19 protein-coding genes and 1 pseudogene are annotated in these 21324 nt (G+C 38.2%); 5 read left to right on the forward strand and 15 right to left on the reverse strand.

The genetic code is table 11. The annotated features are described in order from the left end of the window. Nucleotides 1-60 precede the first annotated feature (60 nt). Together trmL and queG are read right to left on the reverse strand one after the other, a co-directional pair. Nucleotides 61-561, reverse strand: a complete 501-nt coding sequence (gene trmL / locus UtA1_RS15380; protein WP_408647300.1) for a tRNA (uridine(34)/cytosine(34)/5-carboxymethylaminomethyluridine(34)-2'-O)-methyltransferase TrmL — start codon at nucleotides 559-561, stop codon at nucleotides 61-63. 19 nt (nucleotides 562-580) lie between these two features. After that, nucleotides 581-1717, reverse strand: coding sequence for a tRNA epoxyqueuosine(34) reductase QueG (gene queG / locus UtA1_RS15385; RefSeq protein WP_096551993.1), 1137 nt, complete (start codon nucleotides 1715-1717; stop codon nucleotides 581-583). Between the two features lie 134 nt (nucleotides 1718-1851). Between queG and UtA1_RS15390 the strand changes: the two genes are divergently transcribed. From UtA1_RS15390 to UtA1_RS15400, 3 genes are all read left to right on the forward strand, one after another. Continuing rightward, a complete protein-coding gene (locus UtA1_RS15390) occupies nucleotides 1852-2553 on the forward strand; it encodes a B3/B4 domain-containing protein (RefSeq protein WP_096551995.1) in 702 nt (233 codons plus the stop codon). Beyond that, nucleotides 2550-3065, forward strand: a complete 516-nt coding sequence (locus tag UtA1_RS15395; RefSeq protein ID WP_096551997.1) for a DIP1984 family protein — start codon at nucleotides 2550-2552, stop codon at nucleotides 3063-3065. Before UtA1_RS15390 ends, UtA1_RS15395 begins: the two co-directional genes overlap by 4 nt. A gap of 1504 nt (nucleotides 3066-4569) precedes the next feature. After that, nucleotides 4570-4767 (forward strand): hypothetical protein, encoded by a 198-nt coding sequence (locus UtA1_RS15400; protein WP_126434541.1) that lies wholly within the window; start codon nucleotides 4570-4572, stop codon nucleotides 4765-4767. A gap of 112 nt (nucleotides 4768-4879) precedes the next feature. Here UtA1_RS15400 and UtA1_RS15405 read toward each other — a convergent pair whose 3' ends face one another. The 6 genes from UtA1_RS15405 to UtA1_RS15430 all read right to left on the reverse strand — a co-directional run bounded on the left by UtA1_RS15405 (nucleotide 4880) and on the right by UtA1_RS15430 (nucleotide 12366). Beyond that, the gene (locus UtA1_RS15405) at nucleotides 4880-5773 is read right to left on the reverse strand and encodes a S66 peptidase family protein (RefSeq protein ID WP_096552000.1); all 894 of its coding nucleotides are present in this window, start codon (nucleotides 5771-5773) and stop codon (nucleotides 4880-4882) included. A 122-nt stretch (nucleotides 5774-5895) separates the two neighbouring features. Beyond that, a complete protein-coding gene (gene nagB, locus UtA1_RS15410; RefSeq protein WP_096552002.1) occupies nucleotides 5896-6618 on the reverse strand; it encodes a glucosamine-6-phosphate deaminase in 723 nt (240 codons plus the stop codon). A gap of 67 nt (nucleotides 6619-6685) precedes the next feature. Continuing rightward, entirely contained in the window at nucleotides 6686-7972 is a 1287-nt protein-coding gene (locus UtA1_RS15415; RefSeq protein ID WP_096552004.1) for a mechanosensitive ion channel family protein, read from the reverse strand. A gap of 231 nt (nucleotides 7973-8203) precedes the next feature. Then, nucleotides 8204-9412: a dicarboxylate/amino acid:cation symporter gene (locus UtA1_RS15420; protein WP_096552006.1), complete on the reverse strand. Its 1209-nt coding sequence runs from the start codon at nucleotides 9410-9412 to the stop codon at nucleotides 8204-8206. 200 nt (nucleotides 9413-9612) lie between these two features. Beyond that, complete coding sequence (gene pabB, locus UtA1_RS15425; RefSeq protein ID WP_096552008.1) at nucleotides 9613-11364, reverse strand: aminodeoxychorismate synthase component I; 1752 nt, start codon at nucleotides 11362-11364, stop codon at nucleotides 9613-9615. Nucleotides 11365-11478: 114 nt separating this feature from the next. Next, complete coding sequence (locus tag UtA1_RS15430; RefSeq protein ID WP_096552010.1) at nucleotides 11479-12366, reverse strand: LysR family transcriptional regulator; 888 nt, start codon at nucleotides 12364-12366, stop codon at nucleotides 11479-11481. A gap of 127 nt (nucleotides 12367-12493) precedes the next feature. Between UtA1_RS15430 and hutG the strand changes: the two genes are divergently transcribed. Further along, entirely contained in the window at nucleotides 12494-13429 is a 936-nt protein-coding gene (gene hutG / locus UtA1_RS15435) for a formimidoylglutamase (RefSeq protein WP_096552012.1), read from the forward strand. Between the two features lie 5 nt (nucleotides 13430-13434). Then, nucleotides 13435-14613 (forward strand): sodium/glutamate symporter, encoded by a 1179-nt coding sequence (gene gltS, locus UtA1_RS15440; protein ID WP_096552014.1) that lies wholly within the window; start codon nucleotides 13435-13437, stop codon nucleotides 14611-14613. A gap of 786 nt (nucleotides 14614-15399) precedes the next feature. Here gltS and UtA1_RS18130 read toward each other — a convergent pair. The 7 genes and pseudogenes from UtA1_RS18130 to UtA1_RS15490 form a co-directional block, all read right to left on the reverse strand. Next, nucleotides 15400-15762: pseudogene (locus UtA1_RS18130) on the reverse strand (group II intron maturase-specific domain-containing protein); the annotation flags it as partial. Between the two features lie 871 nt (nucleotides 15763-16633). Beyond that, nucleotides 16634-17170 (reverse strand): D-glycero-alpha-D-manno-heptose-1,7-bisphosphate 7-phosphatase, encoded by a 537-nt coding sequence (locus tag UtA1_RS15460; protein WP_096552018.1) that lies wholly within the window; start codon nucleotides 17168-17170, stop codon nucleotides 16634-16636. A 62-nt stretch (nucleotides 17171-17232) separates the two neighbouring features. Then, nucleotides 17233-18387, reverse strand: a complete 1155-nt coding sequence (locus UtA1_RS15465) for an anti-sigma factor (protein WP_096552020.1) — start codon at nucleotides 18385-18387, stop codon at nucleotides 17233-17235. Further along, nucleotides 18356-18901 carry an RNA polymerase sigma factor gene (locus UtA1_RS15470; RefSeq protein ID WP_145986161.1) on the reverse strand — a complete coding sequence of 182 codons (546 nt, stop codon included), beginning with the start codon at nucleotides 18899-18901 and terminating at the stop codon, nucleotides 18356-18358. The genes UtA1_RS15465 and UtA1_RS15470 overlap by 32 nt, the downstream gene beginning before the upstream one ends. A 64-nt stretch (nucleotides 18902-18965) precedes the next feature. Then, nucleotides 18966-19970, reverse strand: a complete 1005-nt coding sequence (locus UtA1_RS15475) for a DUF1835 domain-containing protein (protein WP_096552024.1) — start codon at nucleotides 19968-19970, stop codon at nucleotides 18966-18968. A gap of 314 nt (nucleotides 19971-20284) precedes the next feature. Continuing rightward, entirely contained in the window at nucleotides 20285-20581 is a 297-nt protein-coding gene (locus UtA1_RS15485) for an RNA polymerase alpha subunit C-terminal domain-containing protein (RefSeq protein WP_096552576.1), read from the reverse strand. Nucleotides 20582-20585: 4 nt separating this feature from the next. Next, on the reverse strand, nucleotides 20586-21221 hold the full coding sequence (locus UtA1_RS15490) for a hypothetical protein (RefSeq protein WP_096552028.1): 636 nt from the start codon (nucleotides 21219-21221) through the stop codon (nucleotides 20586-20588). Between the last annotated feature and the right edge of the window lie 103 nt (nucleotides 21222-21324).

The raw sequence follows: 21324 nt of genomic DNA on the forward strand, positions 1-21324 counted from the left end.
CTCCCTATTTGTATCATTTAATAGGGAGCATTTCATTTTTTCAGACCATCCCTTTGCAATTTATTTTAGCCCAGGGAAATTTTGTTGGCGTAATGCTTCGTAAATGATGATGGCTGCCGAGTTCGATAAATTCAAAGAACGCACTTTATCTGTTTGAGGAATTCTTAGCACTTTATCGCGACGTTCGTATGCAAAATCTTTCGGCAAACCAGACGTTTCTCTCCCGAACATGAAATAAATGTCTTTTTCCCTATCGCTAAAATCATGAGTTGTATAAGGCTCATCGCTATACGTTTCGATTAAATATAATTCCCCATCCTTTGCATATTCGAGAAAATCTTCTAAAGAGTCATGGTACACAATATTGACATGTTCCCAATAATCTAATCCTGCACGTTTCAACATTTTATCGTCAGTAGAAAACCCTAGAGGATGAATTAAATGCAAAGTTGTATTCGTAGCAGCACAAGTACGTGCAATGTTTCCTGTATTAGCTGGAATTTCGGGTTGATATAATACGATATGTAATGGCAAAACTAGACACTTCCTTCTTTTATACATCTTTTATTTGGAATAAGGGCTAGCCTCTTTCCACTAGTTCCAGCCCTTTTTTTATTTCACGCAGCACTTCTTCATCTTTTTCTTGATGATATACTTCAAGCAATGCATCTTTTGCCTTCTTTCCACCAATTTTCCCGAGAGCCCATGCACTAGTACTCCGAATGACAGGACGTTCATCCTTTTTCAATAATTCAATTAACTCTGGCACGGCTGATTGTTCTTTAAAATGAGCCAGTGCAAGGATTGCATTTCGCTGAATGGGTTTTTTCCCTCGCCATGAACCCGCCATTGTACCGAATTTGTTTTTAAATTCTTTATTCGAAAGTTTCAACAGTGGAACGAGGAGCGGCTTTGCCAGTTCAGGATCTGGCAAAAATTCATCATGAATCCAATTCGTCTTCCCCTTATTTTTTGGACAAACCGTTTGACATGTATCGCAGCCATATACTCGGTTTCCAATTTTTGTTCGAAATTCATCCGGTATAACATCTTTCGTCTGTGTTATAAAGGCAATACAGCGTTTTGCATTTAATTGACCAGGTTCTACTAATGCACCAGTCGGGCAAACATCTAGGCATAACCTGCAATCGCCGCATTCATTTTCAATCGGAGAATCTGGTGGAAATGGAATATTTGTAATCATTTCTCCTAAATAGACATATGAACCGAATTCAGGGGTAATAATCGAGCAGTTTTTCCCGCTCCAACCAATCCCCGCTCGTTCTGCAACAGCACGGTCTACAAGCTCACCCGTATCGACCATCGACTTAACCGAGACATTGGGAACTCTTTCTCGTAGCCATTGTTCCATCAATTCTAGTCGTTGTTTTACTGCCACATGATAATCCAATCCCCAAGATGCTCTTGCAAAAATCCCTCTCCGTTCACCTTTTTTACCAGTTGGGGGATTTTTCATTTTAGATGGATAAGCTAAAGCAATCGCAATAATGCTTTCTCCTTCAGGCAATAGCTTCTTTGGCTCTGTTCGCTTCTCGATATCCTCTTCTTCAAAGCCGGATTGATAATTCAATTCCTGTTGCCTTTTCAAACGATTTTTCATTTCTTGAAAGGGAGACGCTGTGGTAAATCCGATTTTATCTACCCCGATGGACTTCGCATATTCAATTAAATCCATTTTCAATTGTTCTACATTCATATTCTAATCGCGATGAAAAAGTCGCAATTTGCACCTCCCCTCGTTCACATCATTCAAAGTCTAATGAGAATCAATCTACTTTCCTTTTCATTTATGGTACAATAGGTTTACAAATAATTGGCAGGTGAATGTTAATGAACCTTTCAATCAATAAAGAACTATTTTCTCAAGTCCCGCAACTAAAAATCGGCATTATTCATTATACCAAAATTGTTGTATCACAATCGCCTCAAATGTTGAAAGGACGAATGCAATTATTTCAAGAAAATTTATTTTTTGAACTGCAAGATTCTCCTGTAACAGAACGTCCAGGTATTAAAGAATGGAGAACCGTTTGGAAAGCGTTAGGTGCTGATCCGAACCGTTACCGTCATTCTGCTGAAAGTTTAATGCGGAGAATTGCGAAACAAAACTATTTATCTCCTGTTCATTTAGCGGTGGATTTAAATAATTTCTTTTCGCTAGAACATGAAATTCCTATTGGTATTTACGATGTCGATCATATTGTAGGGGACGTTGAAATTAACTTAGGAAATAGTGAAACCGGCTATGATGGATTAAATGGCCGATATAACAAATTAACAAATATTTTATATAGCAAAGATGAAAAAGGGGCTTTTGGAAGTCCATTTGTCGATTCAGTCAGAACAAGCGTTACGGAAGAGACTACGGAAGCATTGCAAATTTTTTATTTACGTCCATCTTTAGAAGAAGACTATTGCAACAAACTCCTTTCATCTTGCGGTAAAATGTTTACACAAGTTGCAGGGGGAGAATTTACGACCGCATTATTATCCGCCGATAATCCGAGCGTAACGATTGAGGTGAAAAAATGAAAACTATTCCACTGGCAGAAGGAATCAAATTAAAAAGCATTTTAACGAAAAAAGTTCAAGAATTAGTGTATGAGTTTCAAAAAAATGCTCATGTCGTCGTTGAAAAAGGTGAAACACCAAAACAAACGGGCCGTTCTTTAAAAGAAATTGAAGCAGAGCTGGCACAAGTGAGAAAAGATATCCGCACATTAGACAAACTGATTTATCGGGCGAATATTGAAAATACAATCGAATTTAAAGGGGAAGTTATGCCCATTGTTGAAGCTATCGAACTTGCTACTCAATTGCGGGCAGAGGTTTCCTTATACAAAACTTTAGGCAACTCTGAAAAGGAAAAAATCTACACTTCAACTGGTGAAGGAGTTGTTCTATACGAAGTTGCCATGTACGATCCACGCGAATATCGTGAGCGGGCAAACCAGCTCGAAAAAGAAGCGCACCGCCTATCTAATTTAATTAATGCCAAAAACTATGAAGTTCATATTGAATTTGATGATTCCAATTATTTCTAAAACAAAATCATTTCCTCGGGGAGGTGAGAGTCCTCCCCGAGGTATAACGGCTGTCAAACTTGATATAGTGCATAAATGGCAAACCAATAACCATTAACCTGTTACTATGTAACCTTTAACTAATGACCAACTAGCGCAAAGGCAATCGATCGTCAAAATACCTAAGTGTTTTTTCTTGTACAGCCGTTATAACAATAGGCTGTTTAGAAAATGATATCTTTCTAAACAGCCTTACTTTTTTCTAACGGAGATTCTTATTTTTGATAATAGTCAAAGTTCAAGTTTTATTAGTCAAACTGCTTTGGATTATAGTCAAACTCGAGAAGATATTTGCCAATCAAAAAAATCCGACTCCCCAATCAAAGGATAATAGTCAAAGTCCATGATTTATTAGTCAAACTACTTTGGATTATAGTCAAACTCGGGAAGATATTTGCCAATCGAAAAATTCTAACTCCCCAATCAAGGGATAATAGTCAAAGTCCATAATTTATTAGTCAAACTCAGCTGGATTATAGTCAAACTCGGGAAGATATTTGCCAATCAAAAAAATCCGACTCCCCAATCAAAGGATAATAGTCAAAGTCCATGATTTATTAGTCAAACTCAGCTGGATTATAGTCAACCCAGGGAAGATATTTGCCAATCAAAAAAATCCGACTCCCCAATCAAAGGATAATAGTCAAAGTCCATGATTTATTAGTCAAACTCTGCTGGATTATAGTCAAACTCGGGAAGATATTTGCCAATCGAAAAATTCTAACTCCCCGATCAAAGGATAATAGTCAAAGTCCATGATTTATTAGTCAAACTCAGCTGGATTATAGTCAAACTCGGGAAGATATTTGCCAATCGAAAAATTCCGACTCCCCAATCAAAGGATAATAGTCAAAGTCCATGATTTATTAGTCAAACTCAGCTGGATTATAGTCAAACTCGGGAAGATATTTGCCAATCAAAAAAATCCGACTCCCCAATCAAAGGATAATAGTCAAAGTCCATGATTTATTAGTCAAACTCAGCTGGATTATAGTCAAACTCGGGAAGATATTTGCCAATCAAAAAAATCCGACTCCCCAATCAAAGGATAATAGTCAAAGTCCATGATTTATTAGTCAAACTCAGCTGGATTATAGTCAACCCAGGGAAGATATTTGCCAATCGAAAAATTCCGACTCCCCAATCAAAGGATAATAGTCAAAGTCCGTGATTTATTAGTCAAACTCAGCTGGATTATAGTCAACCCAGGGAAGATATTTGCCAATCGAAAAATTCCGACTCCCCAATCAAAGGATAATAGTCAAAGTCCGTGATTTATTAGTCAAACTCAGCTGGATTATAGTCAAACTCGGGAAGATATTTGCCAATCGAAAAATTCCGACTCCCTAATCAAGGGATAATAGTCAAAGTCCATAATTTATTAGTCAAACTCAGCTGGATTATAGTCAAACTCGGGAAGTTATTTGCCAATCGACTCCACACAAGTGAAAATGGGTAAACTACAATGAATTATAGTCAACTCCGTGACGATATCCCTCAGATAACACTTCACAACTATTTTTTTGACCTATTTGAAAAAACAAACACTAACGGAGGAAAGAAGAGTATAAAACCAAACCATCCGAATGAAATAAAAATCGGAATTAATAAAAAGGAAATACCAGAAATAATCGTTAATATTGATCGTTTCTTTAATCCATAAATTCCAATCAAGAAACCTAACGCAATACATAATAAGGACAGAACTTTCAACCAATCCATATCATCACCCCTAAACCATCAAAGATGCATATCTCGCAACTTCATTCAAAAAACTATTCCACTCCTGGCAAAAATCGCAACAATTTTTCATCAGCATCTAATATAACATCCACCCCAAGGGGAATGCCTATGTTTGGTGTAGAGTGGCCAATGTTAAATCGCGCAACTGTAGGTTTTTTATATGGCAACAAATATTCTTTTATTAAGGATAATGCGTTCTCTTCTACACCACCATTTCCTAATCGCCCAATCACAAACCCACATGCCTCTTTCAATTTCCCTGCCAATCTTAAATGATTAAACATACGGTCAATTTCTTCAATACTCAATTCTTCATCTTCAATAAGCAAAATTTTATCGCGCGTGTCAATTTCAAACTTTGTGCCGAGTGTATCGACAATTCTACGCAAATTTCCGCCTATAAATTCACCTCGTACAGAACCAGGTATTAAACTTTCAAGAGGTGAAATGGTTTCATCATAATAAATTTCAAAAGGCGAAAATAATTGGTAAAACATTTTTTTCGATTGTTCGTCCAATTCTTTTGAAAGAGAAGGTCCATGGAATGTGACAACATTTGAATATTGTTGAATGGCTATATGTAAAAAGGTAATGTCTGAAAATCCCCAAAATATTTTTGGATGTTCAGTTAGTAGTGGATAGTCGATTTTATCAGCTATTTTCGCAGCACCATATCTATCAGTGGCACAAAAAATTCCTTTCACTTCAGGGTCTTCAATCATTTGATGCAAGTCATGAACCCACGCTTCATCTGTTTCCTCAAAATCATGTTCATTAAGCTCAATGGTTTTTCCTAATTTATAATGTAATCCCATATCGGTGAATAGAGATATATTTCGTTGCAAGCTTTCCAAATCAATAGGACCGCTTAGTGCTATAATCCCTACAGTATCTCCTTTATTTAAGTGCATTGGCCTTATTTTCATTGAGTTCCTCCTACAATTTATTGATACTACAACTATATTAACAAATGGCGTTGAACAATGCTTCTAGAGATTAGTCCAGAAAAAAAGAGCCGTCTCACCTTACGCGGCCCTTTTCACTTATTTTATTTAACTCCTGTATAAATAACCGTTACATCAGGATGTTGGTGTAAAGCACTTGCCGGTAAATCTTCTGTTATTACACCGGTACGAAGACGGTCATAAGCTTCTTGTTTCGCTTCTCCGGAAATTAACAAAATAATCTTCTTTGCATTTAAAATTGATTGAATACCCATTGTGATTGCTTTTCTAGGCATATCCTCTGGTTTTTCAAAATACTTTTGATTTGCTTCTATTGTGGATTGGGTTAATTCTACAATATGTGTAAGAGAATCGAAAGGTGTGCCTGGTTCGTTGAATCCGATATGTCCATTTACTCCGATACCAAGTACTTGAAGATCGATTCCACCTGCTTCTTTTATTTGTTGTTCATATGTACGACATGCAGTTTCTAAATCAGAGCTATGACCTTCTGGAATGTGTACGTTTTCCTTTTGAATATCTACATGTTTAAATAAATGATGATTCATGAAGTAGTGATAACTTGCCTCATTATCTGGGTCAATTCCAACGTATTCATCTAAATTAAATGAAACCACATCTTTAAAAGAAACATTACCTGAATGATATTGTTGAACTAACTCTTTATATAAGCCAATTGGCGTACTTCCTGTCGCTAACCCAATTACTGAATTTGGTTTGTTTTGTAATTGTTCTACAAAGATGTCACAAGCTTTTTTACTTAAATCCTCGTAATCTTTTGCTTCAATCCATTTAATTGAGCTCATTTTTTTCCTCCTATAATTTAAATTTGGCGCCCTTTTTTATTTTATAATCAACTTACAATAATGACCATTATTTTTTCGCAACAAATTCAACGTTTCTTTTATTCGTCTGCGCATTGTCAAGAATATGCGGTATATTTTTTAAATCGCTACCAGTTGGCATTTGGAAAAGACGAAGACCGAACTCTTGTGCAACAGCAAATAAATGATCAAATATATCAGATTGAATGGATTCATATTCAGTCCATACTACTGTATTGGCAAAAGCATATATTTCCAATGGTAATCCGTTTTCAGTCGGTGCTAATTGTCGAACCATTAATGTAGCTTCCTCATTGATACCTGGATGATGTATTAAGTATTGAGTGATGTACGCACGAAATAATCCAATATTCGTTAAAGCTCTACCATTCACTGAATTGGCTAATCGGTCAATTTGATGCTTTTGGTTATATTCTTCAATCTCCTTTTGGCGATGAACAATGTAATCTTTGAGCAAATGAATTTTTTTACATTTTTCAAGCAATTCTTCAGAACAGAAAGAAATACTTGTAATATCTATAAACAACGATCGTTTAATTCGACGATTACCCGATGCCTGCATTCCTCTCCAGTTAATAAAAGAATCAGAAATTAACGCATAACTCGGAACAGACGTAATCGTTCTGTCGAAATTTCGCACTTTCACAGTATTTAAGGAAATATCAATGACATCTCCATTCGCACCATACTTCGGCATTTCAATCCAATCGCCAACCCGTACCATATCATTAGCTGTCAGCTGGATGCCGGCTACAAGACCTAGCAAAGAGTCGCGGAACACTAACATAAACACAGCTGATAACGCACCGATTCCACTTAAAAGAATAATTGGATTTTCTCCTAATAGATTAGCAATTACCAAAATCGTTCCGATAATATAATTGGCAATTTTAGCTACTTGTAAATAACTTTTGATTGGTCGAATTTTCGAAATCTCATACGTTTGATAAATATCATGAAAAGCTGTTAATAGGCTATTCAGCAAACCTAAAGCAACTATGATCATGTACGTTATCGCAAACTTCTCAATTGTACTCTGATAAGTAGGAAAAATGGCAGCAGAATAAAAAATAATAATAGCAGGTACTAAATGAGACAGCCTATGAAATATCTTACTTTCCAGCAAGATGTTATCCCAAGTAAATTTATTTTTATGTATGATTTTGATGATAAAACGAATGACGATTTTTTTGGCAATAAAGTTCGCAATGATACAAACAATGATAATGAACGCAATCATGATGGCAATTGATAAATAACGAACCCACGTGTCGTTCAATTCATAACTTATAAGGTAATTGCGTATAAATTCCATCGTATTCCCCTTCTTATTCAATTCTTTACTTCACCAATACCCATTGAGCAAATCTCCACTATTATAACAAAAGGGTTTAATTAGGCTAAAATAAAAGCAGACATGCAAATTATGGAATAACTTTGTTCTTCATTATCATCAAAACGAACATACAAAAAGCAACTACAGTTCAAACTTGAACCGAATTGCTTTTTTGTATGATAATATAACGCTTACAAATTGTTTAACGAATCATACCGCGGAATCCGTCCCTTGCTTATCCTCAAAAGCTTGAACGACAACCGCTGCAGATGCATCTCCTGTAACATTGGTTGATGTGCGAATCATATCTAAAACGCGGTCAACCCCTGCAACCAATGCTAATGCTTCTAATGGTAATCCAACTGCTGTAATCACCATTGTCAGCATGATTAACCCAGCCCCTGGAACACCTGCAGTACCAATTGATGCAAGCGTTGCAGTTAATACAATAATTAATTGCTGTGTAAATGAAAGATCGACACCTAAAAACTGTGCGATGAACAGCACGCATACCCCTTGATACAATGCCGTTCCATCCATATTGATGGTAGCCCCAAGTGGTAATACAAAGCTGCTTACTTTCTTTGACACGCCCAAATTTTCTTCTGTATTTTGAATTGTGATTGGCAATGTGGCAGAACTGCTGGACGAACTAAAAGCAACTAAGCTTGCAGGTAAAATCCCTTTGAAAAATTTTACTGGGCTATAGTTGGCTAAAAACTTCACTGAGCTTGAATATACAATTAGTGCATGAAGAATACATCCAACATAAACAACGAGAATTAATTTGATGAGCGGGAGGAGAACAGAAGCACCGTATTGTCCCACAACTGGAGCAATTAAACCAAAAATCCCGATTGGAGCAACTTTCATCACAATATGGGTAATTTTATACATAATTTCTGCAAGTCCATCGAAAAAATCATAAACGGGTTTTGCTCTATCTCCAACCAACGCAATAGCTACTCCGAGGAAAAGTGCGAAGAAAATTATTTGAAGCATATTAGCGTCAACCAATGATTGAATAGGATTTGTAGGAATAATATTCAACAACGTATCAATAGCTCCCGGCACTTCCTTAGGTTCAGCTGCTTCTTCAGATATTGTTAAATTTAGGCCTGAACCGGGCTTGAAAATATTAGCAAGAATTAATCCAATAATTACGGCAATAGCTGTCGTAATTAAATAATAAGCAAAAGTAATTCCACCCATTCTGCCGATTCGCTTAATATCACCTGTACCAGCAATTCCAATCACAAGAGAAGCAAGTACTAATGGAACGATAATAAATTTAATAAGTCTTAAAAATAAATCCCCAAGAGGTTTAACCACTTCAATACTTGGTCCAACAATGACACCCACAATAATCGCAAGAACAAATGCGATTAAAATTTGTGTTAACAGACCAATCTTTCTCATTTTGAACCCCCTTTTGTGTATTACCGTGATTCACCCATCCCAAACAATGATTTAGTTGTCTCCCCCCTTACAGAAACAAAACAATGATTGGTTTATCCTATGCTAGTCATTGTTTCAGATATGAATTTCTTGCTTATGAAAACTAGACTCGTCTCTTTTCCACAAAAAAAGGACTTCCAAATTAGAAGTCCTAAAATGCCTTAAACAAATTCTACTTCAATCCATTTTCTTACACTATTGATAAACCATACTTTCGAACACTTTTTCAAATCTTCCAATGTCAAAACCTTTTCTTTAATCTCTCCTGCTTTTAATAAATGTTCACGGAAAGTACCTGCAAGCAATCCGCTGCTAACAGGTGGAGTCCAAAGTTTTCCGTCCATTTCTAATACAACATTGCCGTTTATAAACTCCGTCAACTCTTCTCTTTCATTCCATAAGAGAACGTCAAACATATCTGCTGATTGAGGCTTGAACGATTCATAAAGATCTCGATTCGTTGTTTTATGATATAAAAATACATGTTCCGAATTTACTGGAGTTTTAGCAAGTGCAACCTTTTTAGGAGACTCCATTTTCACGATTGATTGCCCTTCAATTGTACATGTACCACTTGGATTGACAAGTAATCGAACTTTCCATTGTCCTGATTGATTAGCTTTTGCAAACTCTTTCAACTTCTGTTTTACTTCATTGATATCCAGTTGATACTGAAAATACGCTGCTGATTTCCCTAATCGATTCAGATGTTCCTCTAGTAAGAAGAATTCTCCATCTTCCAACAATAAGCTTTCTAATAATTGAAATTCTTTCACTTCACGAGTAAGGAAATCAGATTTTGCAAGAATTTCATTAAATTCATCTTCAGCAGTGGAGTCCCAAGTAATGCCGCCTCCTACACCATAAGTGGCCTTTCCTGATTGATGCTCAATCAGTACCGTCCGAATTGGCACATTAAAAATAGCTTCTTTATTTGGAGTAATGTAGCCAATAGCACCACAATATACTTCACGAGGCGTTTTTTCTAACTTTGTGATAATGTCCATTGTACTAGCTTTCGGTGCTCCAGTAATCGACCCACACGGAAAAATAGCTTTTAACACATCTACTAGTTCTGTTTCTTTTTTCAAGGTTGCAGTAACAGTCGATGTCATTTGATGGACCGTTGGATACTGTTCAATATCAAATAATCGGGGTACCGTCACTGTTCCGGTTTCGGCAACAGCCCCTAAATCATTACGCAGCAAATCAACAATCATTACATTTTCTGCACGATTTTTTTCTGAATGATAGAGCCACTTTGCCTTTTCTTGATCTTCTTCAAAAGTTTTTCCCCTTTTTATTGTCCCCTTCATTGGGCGAGTTGTAATTTTCTCTCCTTCAATATGGAAAAACAACTCAGGAGATGCCGATAGAATACTATGTTCTCCTGTATGAATGTAAGCGCAATAATTTGCCGATTGAGCTTTTTTCATTTTATTGAATAATGCAAATGAATCACCTTCAAATTGCGCATGTAAACGAATCGTATAATTCGTTTGATATGTAATTCCATTCGCAATGGAATCTTTAATAAATTGGATGGCTTCCCGATACTCTTCTTCATTTACATCAGGCTTCCATTCTGTTAGTGAATAGGAATTCATCACTGCTGGCGATTCATGTAAAGGTTCTTTAAAAAGACCAAACCATAACAACGGCATTGTATGACCAGGCTTCACTTTAAGCGCAGAGTCAAAAGCCGCAGCACTCTCATAAGACAAGAAACCTGCCGCGTAATATCCATGCTTAACCCCTTTCTGCACTTCTTGAAGACAAGTTAACACTTCACTGATGTCGTAAGTCGAAATGATTTTATCAGGATGAAGAAACGTAATCGGCTCTATATTTCCTTTAGAATTCGCAAATTCAAAATACAATCGTGGTGTATGCTCTGAAATTTGTGTATTCATGTTCCATTTCCTTTTCTATTTTAGAAATTTCTATACATAGTAGTATAGAAAAATTAAGTAGTTATGAAAACTCTTTTTGAATTCATGCAAATGACGAAGCATGAATTATTGAACTTATGCTCTAGAATAATGCTCTTGTACTAATTCGATATACCTTCTAATGGATTTTGGTAAGTAGCGTTGATTTAAGTAAGTGAGATGCACAGTACGTTTAAGATTTGGATGTTCAATTACTTTTTGAATAACCGCTTCACTTGTAGAACCCTTTAAATAATTTTCAGGTAAAATCGTCACGCCCAATCCTTCCTGTACTAGGGAAATGGCTGTTTCGAATCGTTCAATCTCATATTTATCATTTATAGGCAAATTGTTCATTTCAAATGCTTTTAAAACATCTAAGCGTGTTTGGAATCCTTCAGTACTAATTATAAATGGTTCCTTATATATATCTTTCAATTCCAAAGTGTCTTTCTCTTTTAAATGATGATTCTTTGGCAAAACAGCTACTAATCTTTCTTCGTATAGCGGTATAGAAACAATATCTTTTTCGTTAATAATTTGATTGGTAATAATGACATGCGATTGATGCGTTCGTAAAGCTTGTTTGACACTTTCCGCACCTAAAATATCGACTAGCTTAACGTTGATGAATGGATAATCTTGTTTTAATTTCTTTAATGTTTGCGGTATCCAATGTTTTGCTGATTCAATTAACCCTAATATCAAACAACCATCCCCAACTGAACCGATTTCTTGCAATTCAATTTTTAATATATCTAAGTTCTCCAAAATCTCCTTGGCTCTACCGTATAGAAATTCCCCAACATCTGTTAATTGAAGTTTTCGAGTATGTCCTTCAAACAAAGGATAGCCTACGTCAGATTCTAATTTTTTCATTGCTATACTTAACGAAGGCTGGGCAATGTGTAATTCCTCTGATGCTTTCGTATAACTCATGCATTCCACAAGTTTTATAAAGTATCTCAACTGCTTCGTATCCATTAAACCACCCTATTTATAGTTATTATCTATAATATTATTCAAATTATATATTAGATTTATTAATCAATTCAAACTATACTGATACTAACTACTCAGAATATTTCAAAATTAAGGGGATGCGTTTTTGATGACATCATTACGACAAATTTGGTCTGGAAGAATTGATTATGGAGATGAAAAAAGCAAACGCTACCATGAAATCGTACAGCTAGAAAAAAATATTGACCCAATACCAAACGTGGCAATCGTAGGCTTCCAATGTGATGAAGGGGTTCGTCGAAATCAAGGACGAATCGGTGCCAAAGAAGGACCTAATGCCATTCGAAAAGCTTTGGCAAATATACCTTGGCACGGGGAATCGGCTTGTATCACTGACTTAGGAAATATAAGCTGTGAAGATGCGGAATTAGAAAAAGCTCAAAAATTATTAGGGGAAAAAATAGCGGAAGTACGGACAAACGGTTCGAAAGTGATTGTGCTCGGGGGAGGACACGAAACATTATATGGTCACTACTTAGGTATTCGACAATACATCGGTCGTGATAAAAAATTAGGAATCATAAATATCGATGCTCATTTTGACTTGCGAAGTTATGAAGAAACGACTTCATCTGGAACGATGTTTAAACAAATTTTAGATCATGACAATCATGCATCTTATTGTGTAATCGGTATACAACAATACGGAAATACACTGGAACTGTTTGAAAGAGCAAAAGAGTTTCGAGTCACTACAATTTTAGAGCAACAAATACGAGAAAATATGAATCAAGCTCTAAATGAAATCGATTCTTTTATCAATCAAAATGAAGTGATTTTGTTAACACTTTGCATGGATGTCATTAATGCAGCAGAAGCGCCTGGGGTCAGTGCCCCATCACCTTTTGGACTAAATGCTGTTGAGGTTCGAAAAATCATCCAGCATGTGCTTCAATCTCCAAAGGTGGCTTCATTCGATATTTGTGAAGTAAATCCAACCTTCGATTTAAATGGCCAAACTGCAAAATTAGCGGCGTATTTCGTCAATGAAGTGATCATGTTCATGATAAAACAAAGGGGGTAAAAACGATGGCGTTTGATCAAATTACAACTATTTTCTTAGCGGTGTTGTTTTTAACAATTGGTACATTCATTATTAAAAAGGTAGGAATTTTTCAACGTTTCTGTATACCAGCACCAGTTGTAGGGGGATTATTATTTGCGCTGATTGTCACGATTTCTAAGTCTGCAGGTTTTGAAATCACTCTTGATACTTCATTGCAAAGTTTATTTATGATAACATTCTTTACTACAGTAGGATTAGGAGCCAGTTTTAAATTAGTAAAACTCGGCGGAAAGCTGCTTATTATTTACTGGCTCGCTTGTGGTTTTTTAGCGTTAATGCAAAACGTCATTGGGGTGGGATTAGCATCACTTTTAGGCATTGAACCATTAATCGGAATGATGGCTGGTGCAGTATCAATGGAGGGTGGTCACGGTGCCGCTGCTGCCTTTGGTCAAACGCTCGAAGAATTAGGATTTGAAGGAGCAATGACAGTCGGTGCAGCAGCTGCAACGCTTGGACTTGTAGCAGGTGGATTAGTTGGTGGACCTGCAGCGAAACATTTAATTTCAAAATATGATTTAAAACCATCTAAGGAGGAAATGGAAGTTTCTTCATTGGATACAGATCATGAACAAGTGACAACTCAAACGTTCTTTACTCAAGTATTAATCATCACATTCTGTATGACGGTTGGTTCATATATAGGAAAATGGTTCTCCGAGCTAACGGATTTTGTATTACCTGGCTATGTTGGTGCTATGTTTGTAGCGGTTATTGTTCGCAACATTCTTGATAAAATCAAACCGGGTGCTATCAATATGAAAACTGTATCCATTATTGGGGATATTACCTTAGGAATATTCTTATCCATGGCGTTGATGAGTATTAAGCTTTGGGAAATTACAGATTTAGCATTGCCTTTATTAATCATTGTGTTGGTACAAGTGTTATTTATTGTTTTACTTGCTATGTTTGTATTATTTAGATTGCTCGGCAAAAATTACGATGCGGCAGTCATGATTTCAGGTTTTCTCGGCCATGGACTGGGAGCCACTCCAAATGCGATGGCAAATATGCATGCCATTGTCGGACGATTCGGTCCATCGCAAAAAGCTTTCCTCGTAGTGCCAATTGTAGGTGCATTCCTCATCGACGTATTTGGAATACCGATTATTATTACAACTATTAATCTATTTAAATAATTCATAAGTAAAAAAATGGCTCTATCATATTTGGTTTTCATATTCTAGCACCAAATTGATAGAGTCATTTTTTGATTTTCGTCATTTTATATTGGATTCTTATTAACCAAAACTTCAAATTCGTTGTTTAAATTACACATATAGGCCTGTGAGGAGCACGATTTGTTGAAGCGAGAGATGAATCGTCTTCTAATTTGACGGTACGATGTTCAGTTTTTCAATTACCAAATAATACACCTCCTCTGTAATCGATAACTCTAACTTACAGGGAGGTGCAATCGATTTATATGCGTCGTTTGAATTCGGTATTATATAAATTACGGGTTAGTGCAAAATTTAATGTTTTTTCTATCTAAACTATGAGGCCAACAACTTTGAAAAGTGAAAAGGTGTGGCTGATTTTGCATAGATTAAGCGAGATATTAGCCAAAGATGGCACAATAATAGTCATTCTGCTTATGTTAATAGTCAAATTTGTGAACATAATAGCCAATCAATCGAAAAAAGTTTACGAAATAATCGATAATAGTCAACTCTTTGAACATAATAGTCATTCTTTAGAAGATAATAGTCAAACTTATGAATTTAATAGCCAATAAATTAAAATCAACTTCAAAAATCGGCGATAATAGTCAAAGTTGATTCGATAATAGCCAAAATGCCAAGGATAATAGTCAAACTTGGCAAAATAATTGCCAAAGCATTAATCGAGTAGGAGGGAGCGATTAACTCCCGTCCTCTCACACCACCGTACGTACGGTTCCGTATACGGCGGTTCAATTAAGATCATTGACGCAAGTTTTCATAACGAGCTTCAAGACTTTTCAGCCCTTGGTTTCTCCAATAGGAGTTACCAAGGGTTCTGTGTAATATTGGACTATTTGAAATACGCCAATAACCCTTCCGAGTATTTCCCCATTCATACGCTTGCCCTTGTGGTACGCCAAGTTGAATAAGGTTGCGTATCTTTGTTTTCGGTTTCTTCCAGTTCTTCCATAGACACATTCGAAGTCTTCTACGAATCCATTTATCTAATCCAAGGAATATAGATTTGGTGTCTGCTAACGCAAAATATCCACACCATCCCATTAGATATTGATTCAGTTTCTGAATACGGTATTCCATCGGGTAGGGCATCTTGCGTACGGTAGGGATTCCTAGTAAACGAACACCGCCGTCAGGTTTCGGGATTTCGACTCTGCGGACTGGCATTGGTTCATAAGTTCCCTTGAGAATTGCCTCCTTAATAGATAGCCAGTTTTCGACTATGTGCTGTCGTAGGTTTTGTACGGGCATCATATCTACTCCGTGGCTTCCTTTATTCTGTTCTACACGTTTTAGTGCTTGAAGCATGTTCTCCCGTGACAGGATTTGATTCAAAAGCATCGTTATTCTCCTTCCGTGAATAGCTGTTCTCTTTATGCCAGTGGTCACTCCACCCTCCAAGAGGTCCCCCACGGGATTCACCGCTTCCTTCCTCAAGTGAGGTACTACGTTTTCTGTTTTCATCATGACTCACTGAATGCCAAGGGCTATTCTCTCTTAATTGTTCGGTCCTTCTTAGTTGTTCTAGACCAACTAATACTATGACCTCTGCTGACTTCTGACGGTTCAGCTACTTATCACTAAGTAGGTTATGAAGCGTACTTCACCTATCCACCAGACCTCCCCGGGTAAGTACATGCACTTTCACACCATCTATCCGCCTCATCTACTCGATATGACCTTCGACAGAAAGAGCTTTGTTTTGTTTCGCAAACTCACTCAATCATACCTAGCCTTATATGAGGTTCGTGTTCCTCGGACCGGTGTTTTGCCTCCAGCTTCCTTCAGATTCCGCGTCACCACGGACACCCTTGCTCTTGGCTAACCTCTACTTCTGTCTTCGGGGTTCGGGACTTACACCCTATAGTTCATGTACATGCCGGGCGCACGACTAGTTGCAAATACTTGCCGGTTTGAGCCAAGTATTTGCAGTGGGTAGCAAATTATCTGCAGCTTTCCGCAATATCCTTGCAGCTTAACAATCATTTTTTTGGGCATCCTTGATGATCCAATCCGCCGCACTTTGCAAATCAGGAAATGCCGCATCGGCCAAAGGATCCTCTTCACCGATAAAAACCGTCTTCGTTCCCGCTTTTTTCCCTGCTTGAATGTCCGTATCCGTATCGCCCACCATGTAAGAGTTGGACACATCCACTTGATATTTTTCAGCCAAATCTTCAATCATTTTGGAACCCGGTTTGCGGCAGGCGCATCCCGCTTTTGGTTTATGGGGGCAATAAGCGATATCATGGATAATGGCTCCGTGTTTTTTCAATTCATTCACCATATGCTCATGCACCTTTTGAAGCTGGGATTCCTTCATAAACCCAAGGCCTACTCCCCCCTGATTCGTGACAACAAAAATATAATCAAAATGCTCATTCAATTTGCGGATCGCTTCCGGTACACCCGGCAAAAAATGAAGATCTTTCGGCTTGTTTACAAATTTCACCCGTTCTGTTAACACTTCATTGATGACGCCATCCCGATCCAAAAAAACGGCTGTTTTCATGTTCTCCCCCCTCATTATTATTGTTTACGCAAGGAGCGGAATTCATGAAATGGCAGGCACATTCAATTATAAAGTGCGCCGCCGGTCTGTTTTCCGGTCCAGTTCCAAAAATCCACTTCCCCTAAAGCGGCATAGGTAATATGTTCATTGTCAGCGAGTTTTGCCAACTCTTTTGTCGGCCCCGTCAACACAACCCCATAGCATTTCACGCCATGTTCGTCCACATAATCCAGCATTTCCTTAATGGATTCTTGATCAAAATCCCAAATGACGCGTTTTGCCCAAGTTGCATGTTCCGCCAAAAATGCCAGTCCTTTTTTAAAGGCATCTTCTTTTGTGGCCTTATCGGATTCATCATCACCTAACAGTTTGTACCAAGCGTATTCATGAATGCCCCACAAATCTTCGCCTATACTGACATCAATCGTATCATTGTCCCTTGCCGTACCCGTATCAATGGCATACCAAACAATATCGATATCATAATCCTTGAACAGCCTTTTTACTTCATCAAAGGTATAAACCCCATCCAAACTGACCGCTATCTCTGAAACCGTCCCTTCCGGCAACTTATTCAACGCTTCCCAAGTCTCATCGCCAAGACGATAAACCTCAAGATTTTCTTCATAAGCGCCATTGAGGAAACCAAGTGGATAATGGAAAATTAAGCTTAAATCATATCGGCCGTCCACCCATTCCTTCGATATTCCGTTCAAATAATTCAATATCATTTTTCCATGGTATTTTCCGATATATCGTTCTTCGCTGCCCACACTTTTCTGAAGATCCCCCTGTATATCCGCGTTAAAATAAAAATTCGTACTCGTTCCTGCGCCATCACTATACACATTGGGCAGCGTCATTTGAATCGCCGTTTGAATCACCCGATTGGCTGTCAACCCGGTATTTTTATAATAAAGTCCCGTAACGATTGCCGACCCAATGCTGATGATAAAGAAGAGGCCAAAAACGGTAAATGCAGTGGAAAGTCGATTTTTCCATTTCGCCTTGCGCACAATTTTGCGCTGTTCTATGTAAGATAGCTCCGGAACATTCCAATCCTTTGCCGATATCTTCTTCTGATTGATATGTTCTTCCATTTCCCGTTCGCATTCTTCGCAAGTTTGCAAATGTTCTTCTATGGCCAGTTCTTCTTCATTTGTGCACGTTCCGTTAAGATAATCCTCAAGTTTTTTTCTGACTTCCTCGCAACGCATCCTTCTCACTCCCCTTCATTTTCGTTCGCAGCTGTTTTCTGATTCGGAAAATCGCCACCTTTACATTTGAAATGGGCATCCCGAGGATTTCCGCAATTTCCTGGTAAGAAAATTGGTAATAATCCCTTAAAAGAATGAGGTTTCTCTTATGAACCGGCAAAGTATCAATAAGCGCCAGCCATTCATGGATATGTTGCCGGTTCATGACCGTATCCTCTGTTGCTTCGGTCACTTTTGGATGAACCGTTGTCATATCGCCCACATAGGTCAACCGCTTCTCTTTCCGAATCCAATCAATAAACGTATGATAGGCCACTTTAAACAACCAGGGCCGGATTTGCTCCTCTTTGTAACTTTCAAGATACAGGAAGGCGCGATAGAAGGTTTCCTGCACGATATCTTGAGCCAAGTCCTGATTTCTGCAGAGAGAAAAAATATATCGATACACATCTTGAACATGTAAAACATACATTTGCTCCAAATTCATCGCTTCACTCTCACGCCCTCCTTTCACTATATCCACGTTTAACGCGGAAAAAAGTTACATCAAAAATAAAAAAGGCATGTCTTAACATGCCCTATTGAACGAATGCTTCCTTCAATTTCACTTCATAAAATCTCATTTCGCGGAGTTCACCTTGATACTCCACTTTTCCTTGTGCAATTAACTGGCGCAAGCGATACTCAATCCATTCATCGCTTGTATATTGATCCAGGTGGCCAAGCACCTCTCCAATGACTCTTGCTGCTTTAATGAATTTCTTATTGCCCTGTAGGTTCTTCATCTTTCCGATGATCAATGCATCATCCCGATGGTTTTCCGCACCGAAAATTTGGCCTTTATTGTAAGTCCGCAACACTGCATCGGAATGCAAGCATTCTTCCCCTTCTTTCGCATAAGCCTGTCGCTGTTCTTCCGTCAATTCCTCAAGCTCCCCAAGTTCATAAAAAAGGAGCAACTGCTCAGGGGACAACTCTCCCGTATGCCGAGGAAAATCTTCATGCATTCCATTGTAAAACTTGCGATAGGCATCATACGTATTCAAAACAGACATTTCATTCGTTTTTTCCTTCAATAAGTAGAGCGAAAATCGAAGGCCCGTCCCTTCACTGGCATTTTCACCAGTCCAAATGACCACCCGCTGCTCCGGAGGAATCGAACGGATCTTTTCAAAGGCTTGTTGCATGTTGTTTTTGTACCACTCTGCTTGGTCCTTTTCCCACCGGTAGTTTTCCTTCAACCACTGATACCGTCGCTCAAACCCTTCCGCAGTGTGAAGATGATGTATTGGACCTTCCGCCAAGTTATCTGGCACTTCGATGATTTCCTCCGTTTGTTCGTATGGTGTATCCCGAAAAGCATATCTCAAGCTGCCTGCCGCGGAGCTACCAAATACAATATGTACGGTATGCACATTTTTCCCGGCCGGTGTCTCCATTCTTTTCATAAGCGCTTCTTTTACAGACCGCACAAATTCCGGAAAATCTCCGTATTCCGAACGTATCAACAGTAAATGCAGCAGGCTTTTTGCTTCCTGTTCGTTTAGTGTGGAAATGGATTTCTTTAATTGAAAAAGTTCCAAATGTCTTCAACCTCTCTGAAATTTTGTGGATACAAAAAAGGCGACGGATGCAGCGATCGTCATTAACAGAAACGACCACTTGGAAGTCTCACCGAATGTGACCGTTTGAGTTGAAGCCCCGGTTGAGAAGTTTGGCGTATTAAGGATTGTCAAAATGAAACCGGAGAAAAGTTGGAAAACGGCATAAAGAAGAATGAAACTGATGATAAATACAAGATATTTTTTCATTCTGATCCACCTCAATCGGAAATTATTTCATTTATTTACGCCCAAACATTGCAAAAAGTTTCAAAAAATCCGTAAGGCAGTCTGTTTCATTCTTCTTTGAACCTCAATCCCGCTTCGTCCAATGCCTCTTTCATTCTCACAAGCGCGGTTTTCCCCACGCCGTGAAGGGACATGATTTCCTTTTCCGTGTAGTCCGAGAGTTCTTCCACCGATGTGATGCCTTTCCCTTCCAACGCTCTTCTTGCCGGGGCGGATAAACTGGCAAGGAAGCCTTCCTTTGGTTTCCGTTCCGCCTCGCAAACAGGGCAGCTGTTGCAATCGCTGCTCTTATAAAAACGGTGCCCTTTTTCGCAAATTCTCAACGTCTTTTCTGAAGGTTTCATTCCGTCATTCCTTTCCTGTTTCATTGTTCCAATCCCATTCATCTTCGTCCGACAAAGAAGCCCGAATCAAGTAAAGAAGAGGAACATCCCCATTTTCTTCAATGAATTCTTTCGGGTCTGTCACGTTTGTTCTGAAACTCACAGAATTTCCGTCATCCGCTTCAAAAAACGCCATATATCCCAACACCATGTCTTCGGTAAATTCCATTTTGTCGTTAATGACCGGACCCCATGTTCCCGCACCCAGCTTTTCGTCCGGTTTGGGAATTTGACTGTTTGAAATGGCATAGCCCGATTCATCTGTGATCACTTTGCGCAAGTAAAAATTGTCCCATTCGGAATCTTCCAGAAAGCAGAATAACATTTCCCCCTTGGCATCTTCCGTCATTCCAATTCCAACGCCACCAGCCTTCTCAGCCAACTTCCCATATTCATACCGTTCAACCCATACTCTTAAAAATTTCCCTTTTTCCGCGGAGTATTCATAATAAAAGCTTTTATCGCCCACCACCGCCTTTAACAAGTGATCCCCATCGGAAAAATCTTTTTGCTGAATCATATTTTTCGTTGTCTTCTCCCCATCGCTGCAAGCAACAAGCAACATTGCAACAACGGCCAAAATGAACGCACGGATTTTCACTTTCCCCCATCCCTTCCAGACGAAATGTGAACTTTTAGTAATTATAGATTTTGTTCCCTTATTTTTTCAATAGTCTATTTGCCCAAGGGTAATAAAAAAGAGC

Source organism: Ureibacillus thermosphaericus, assembly GCF_002370195.2.
Lineage (GTDB): Bacteria > Bacillota > Bacilli > Bacillales_A > Planococcaceae > Ureibacillus > Ureibacillus thermosphaericus.

Excerpts from the sequence above, each read along its gene's own strand:
- trmL (WP_408647300.1), bottom strand. The coding sequence starts at position 561 with ATGTATAAAAGAAGGAAGTGTCTAGTTTTGCCATTACATATCGTATTA.
- queG (WP_096551993.1), bottom strand. The coding sequence starts at position 1,717 with ATGAATGTAGAACAATTGAAAATGGATTTAATTGAATATGCGAAGTCC.
- UtA1_RS15390 (WP_096551995.1), top strand. The coding sequence starts at position 1,852 with ATGAACCTTTCAATCAATAAAGAACTATTTTCTCAAGTCCCGCAACTA.
- UtA1_RS15395 (WP_096551997.1), top strand. The coding sequence starts at position 2,550 with ATGAAAACTATTCCACTGGCAGAAGGAATCAAATTAAAAAGCATTTTA.
- UtA1_RS15400 (WP_126434541.1), top strand. The coding sequence starts at position 4,570 with ATGAATTATAGTCAACTCCGTGACGATATCCCTCAGATAACACTTCAC.
- UtA1_RS15405 (WP_096552000.1), bottom strand. The coding sequence starts at position 5,773 with ATGAAAATAAGGCCAATGCACTTAAATAAAGGAGATACTGTAGGGATT.
- nagB (WP_096552002.1), bottom strand. The coding sequence starts at position 6,618 with ATGAGCTCAATTAAATGGATTGAAGCAAAAGATTACGAGGATTTAAGT.
- UtA1_RS15415 (WP_096552004.1), bottom strand. The coding sequence starts at position 7,972 with ATGGAATTTATACGCAATTACCTTATAAGTTATGAATTGAACGACACG.
- UtA1_RS15420 (WP_096552006.1), bottom strand. The coding sequence starts at position 9,412 with ATGAGAAAGATTGGTCTGTTAACACAAATTTTAATCGCATTTGTTCTT.
- pabB (WP_096552008.1), bottom strand. The coding sequence starts at position 11,364 with ATGAATACACAAATTTCAGAGCATACACCACGATTGTATTTTGAATTT.
- UtA1_RS15430 (WP_096552010.1), bottom strand. The coding sequence starts at position 12,366 with ATGGATACGAAGCAGTTGAGATACTTTATAAAACTTGTGGAATGCATG.
- hutG (WP_096552012.1), top strand. The coding sequence starts at position 12,494 with ATGACATCATTACGACAAATTTGGTCTGGAAGAATTGATTATGGAGAT.
- gltS (WP_096552014.1), top strand. The coding sequence starts at position 13,435 with ATGGCGTTTGATCAAATTACAACTATTTTCTTAGCGGTGTTGTTTTTA.
- UtA1_RS15460 (WP_096552018.1), bottom strand. The coding sequence starts at position 17,170 with ATGAAAACAGCCGTTTTTTTGGATCGGGATGGCGTCATCAATGAAGTG.
- UtA1_RS15465 (WP_096552020.1), bottom strand. The coding sequence starts at position 18,387 with ATGCGTTGCGAGGAAGTCAGAAAAAAACTTGAGGATTATCTTAACGGA.
- UtA1_RS15485 (WP_096552576.1), bottom strand. The coding sequence starts at position 20,581 with ATGAAACCTTCAGAAAAGACGTTGAGAATTTGCGAAAAAGGGCACCGT.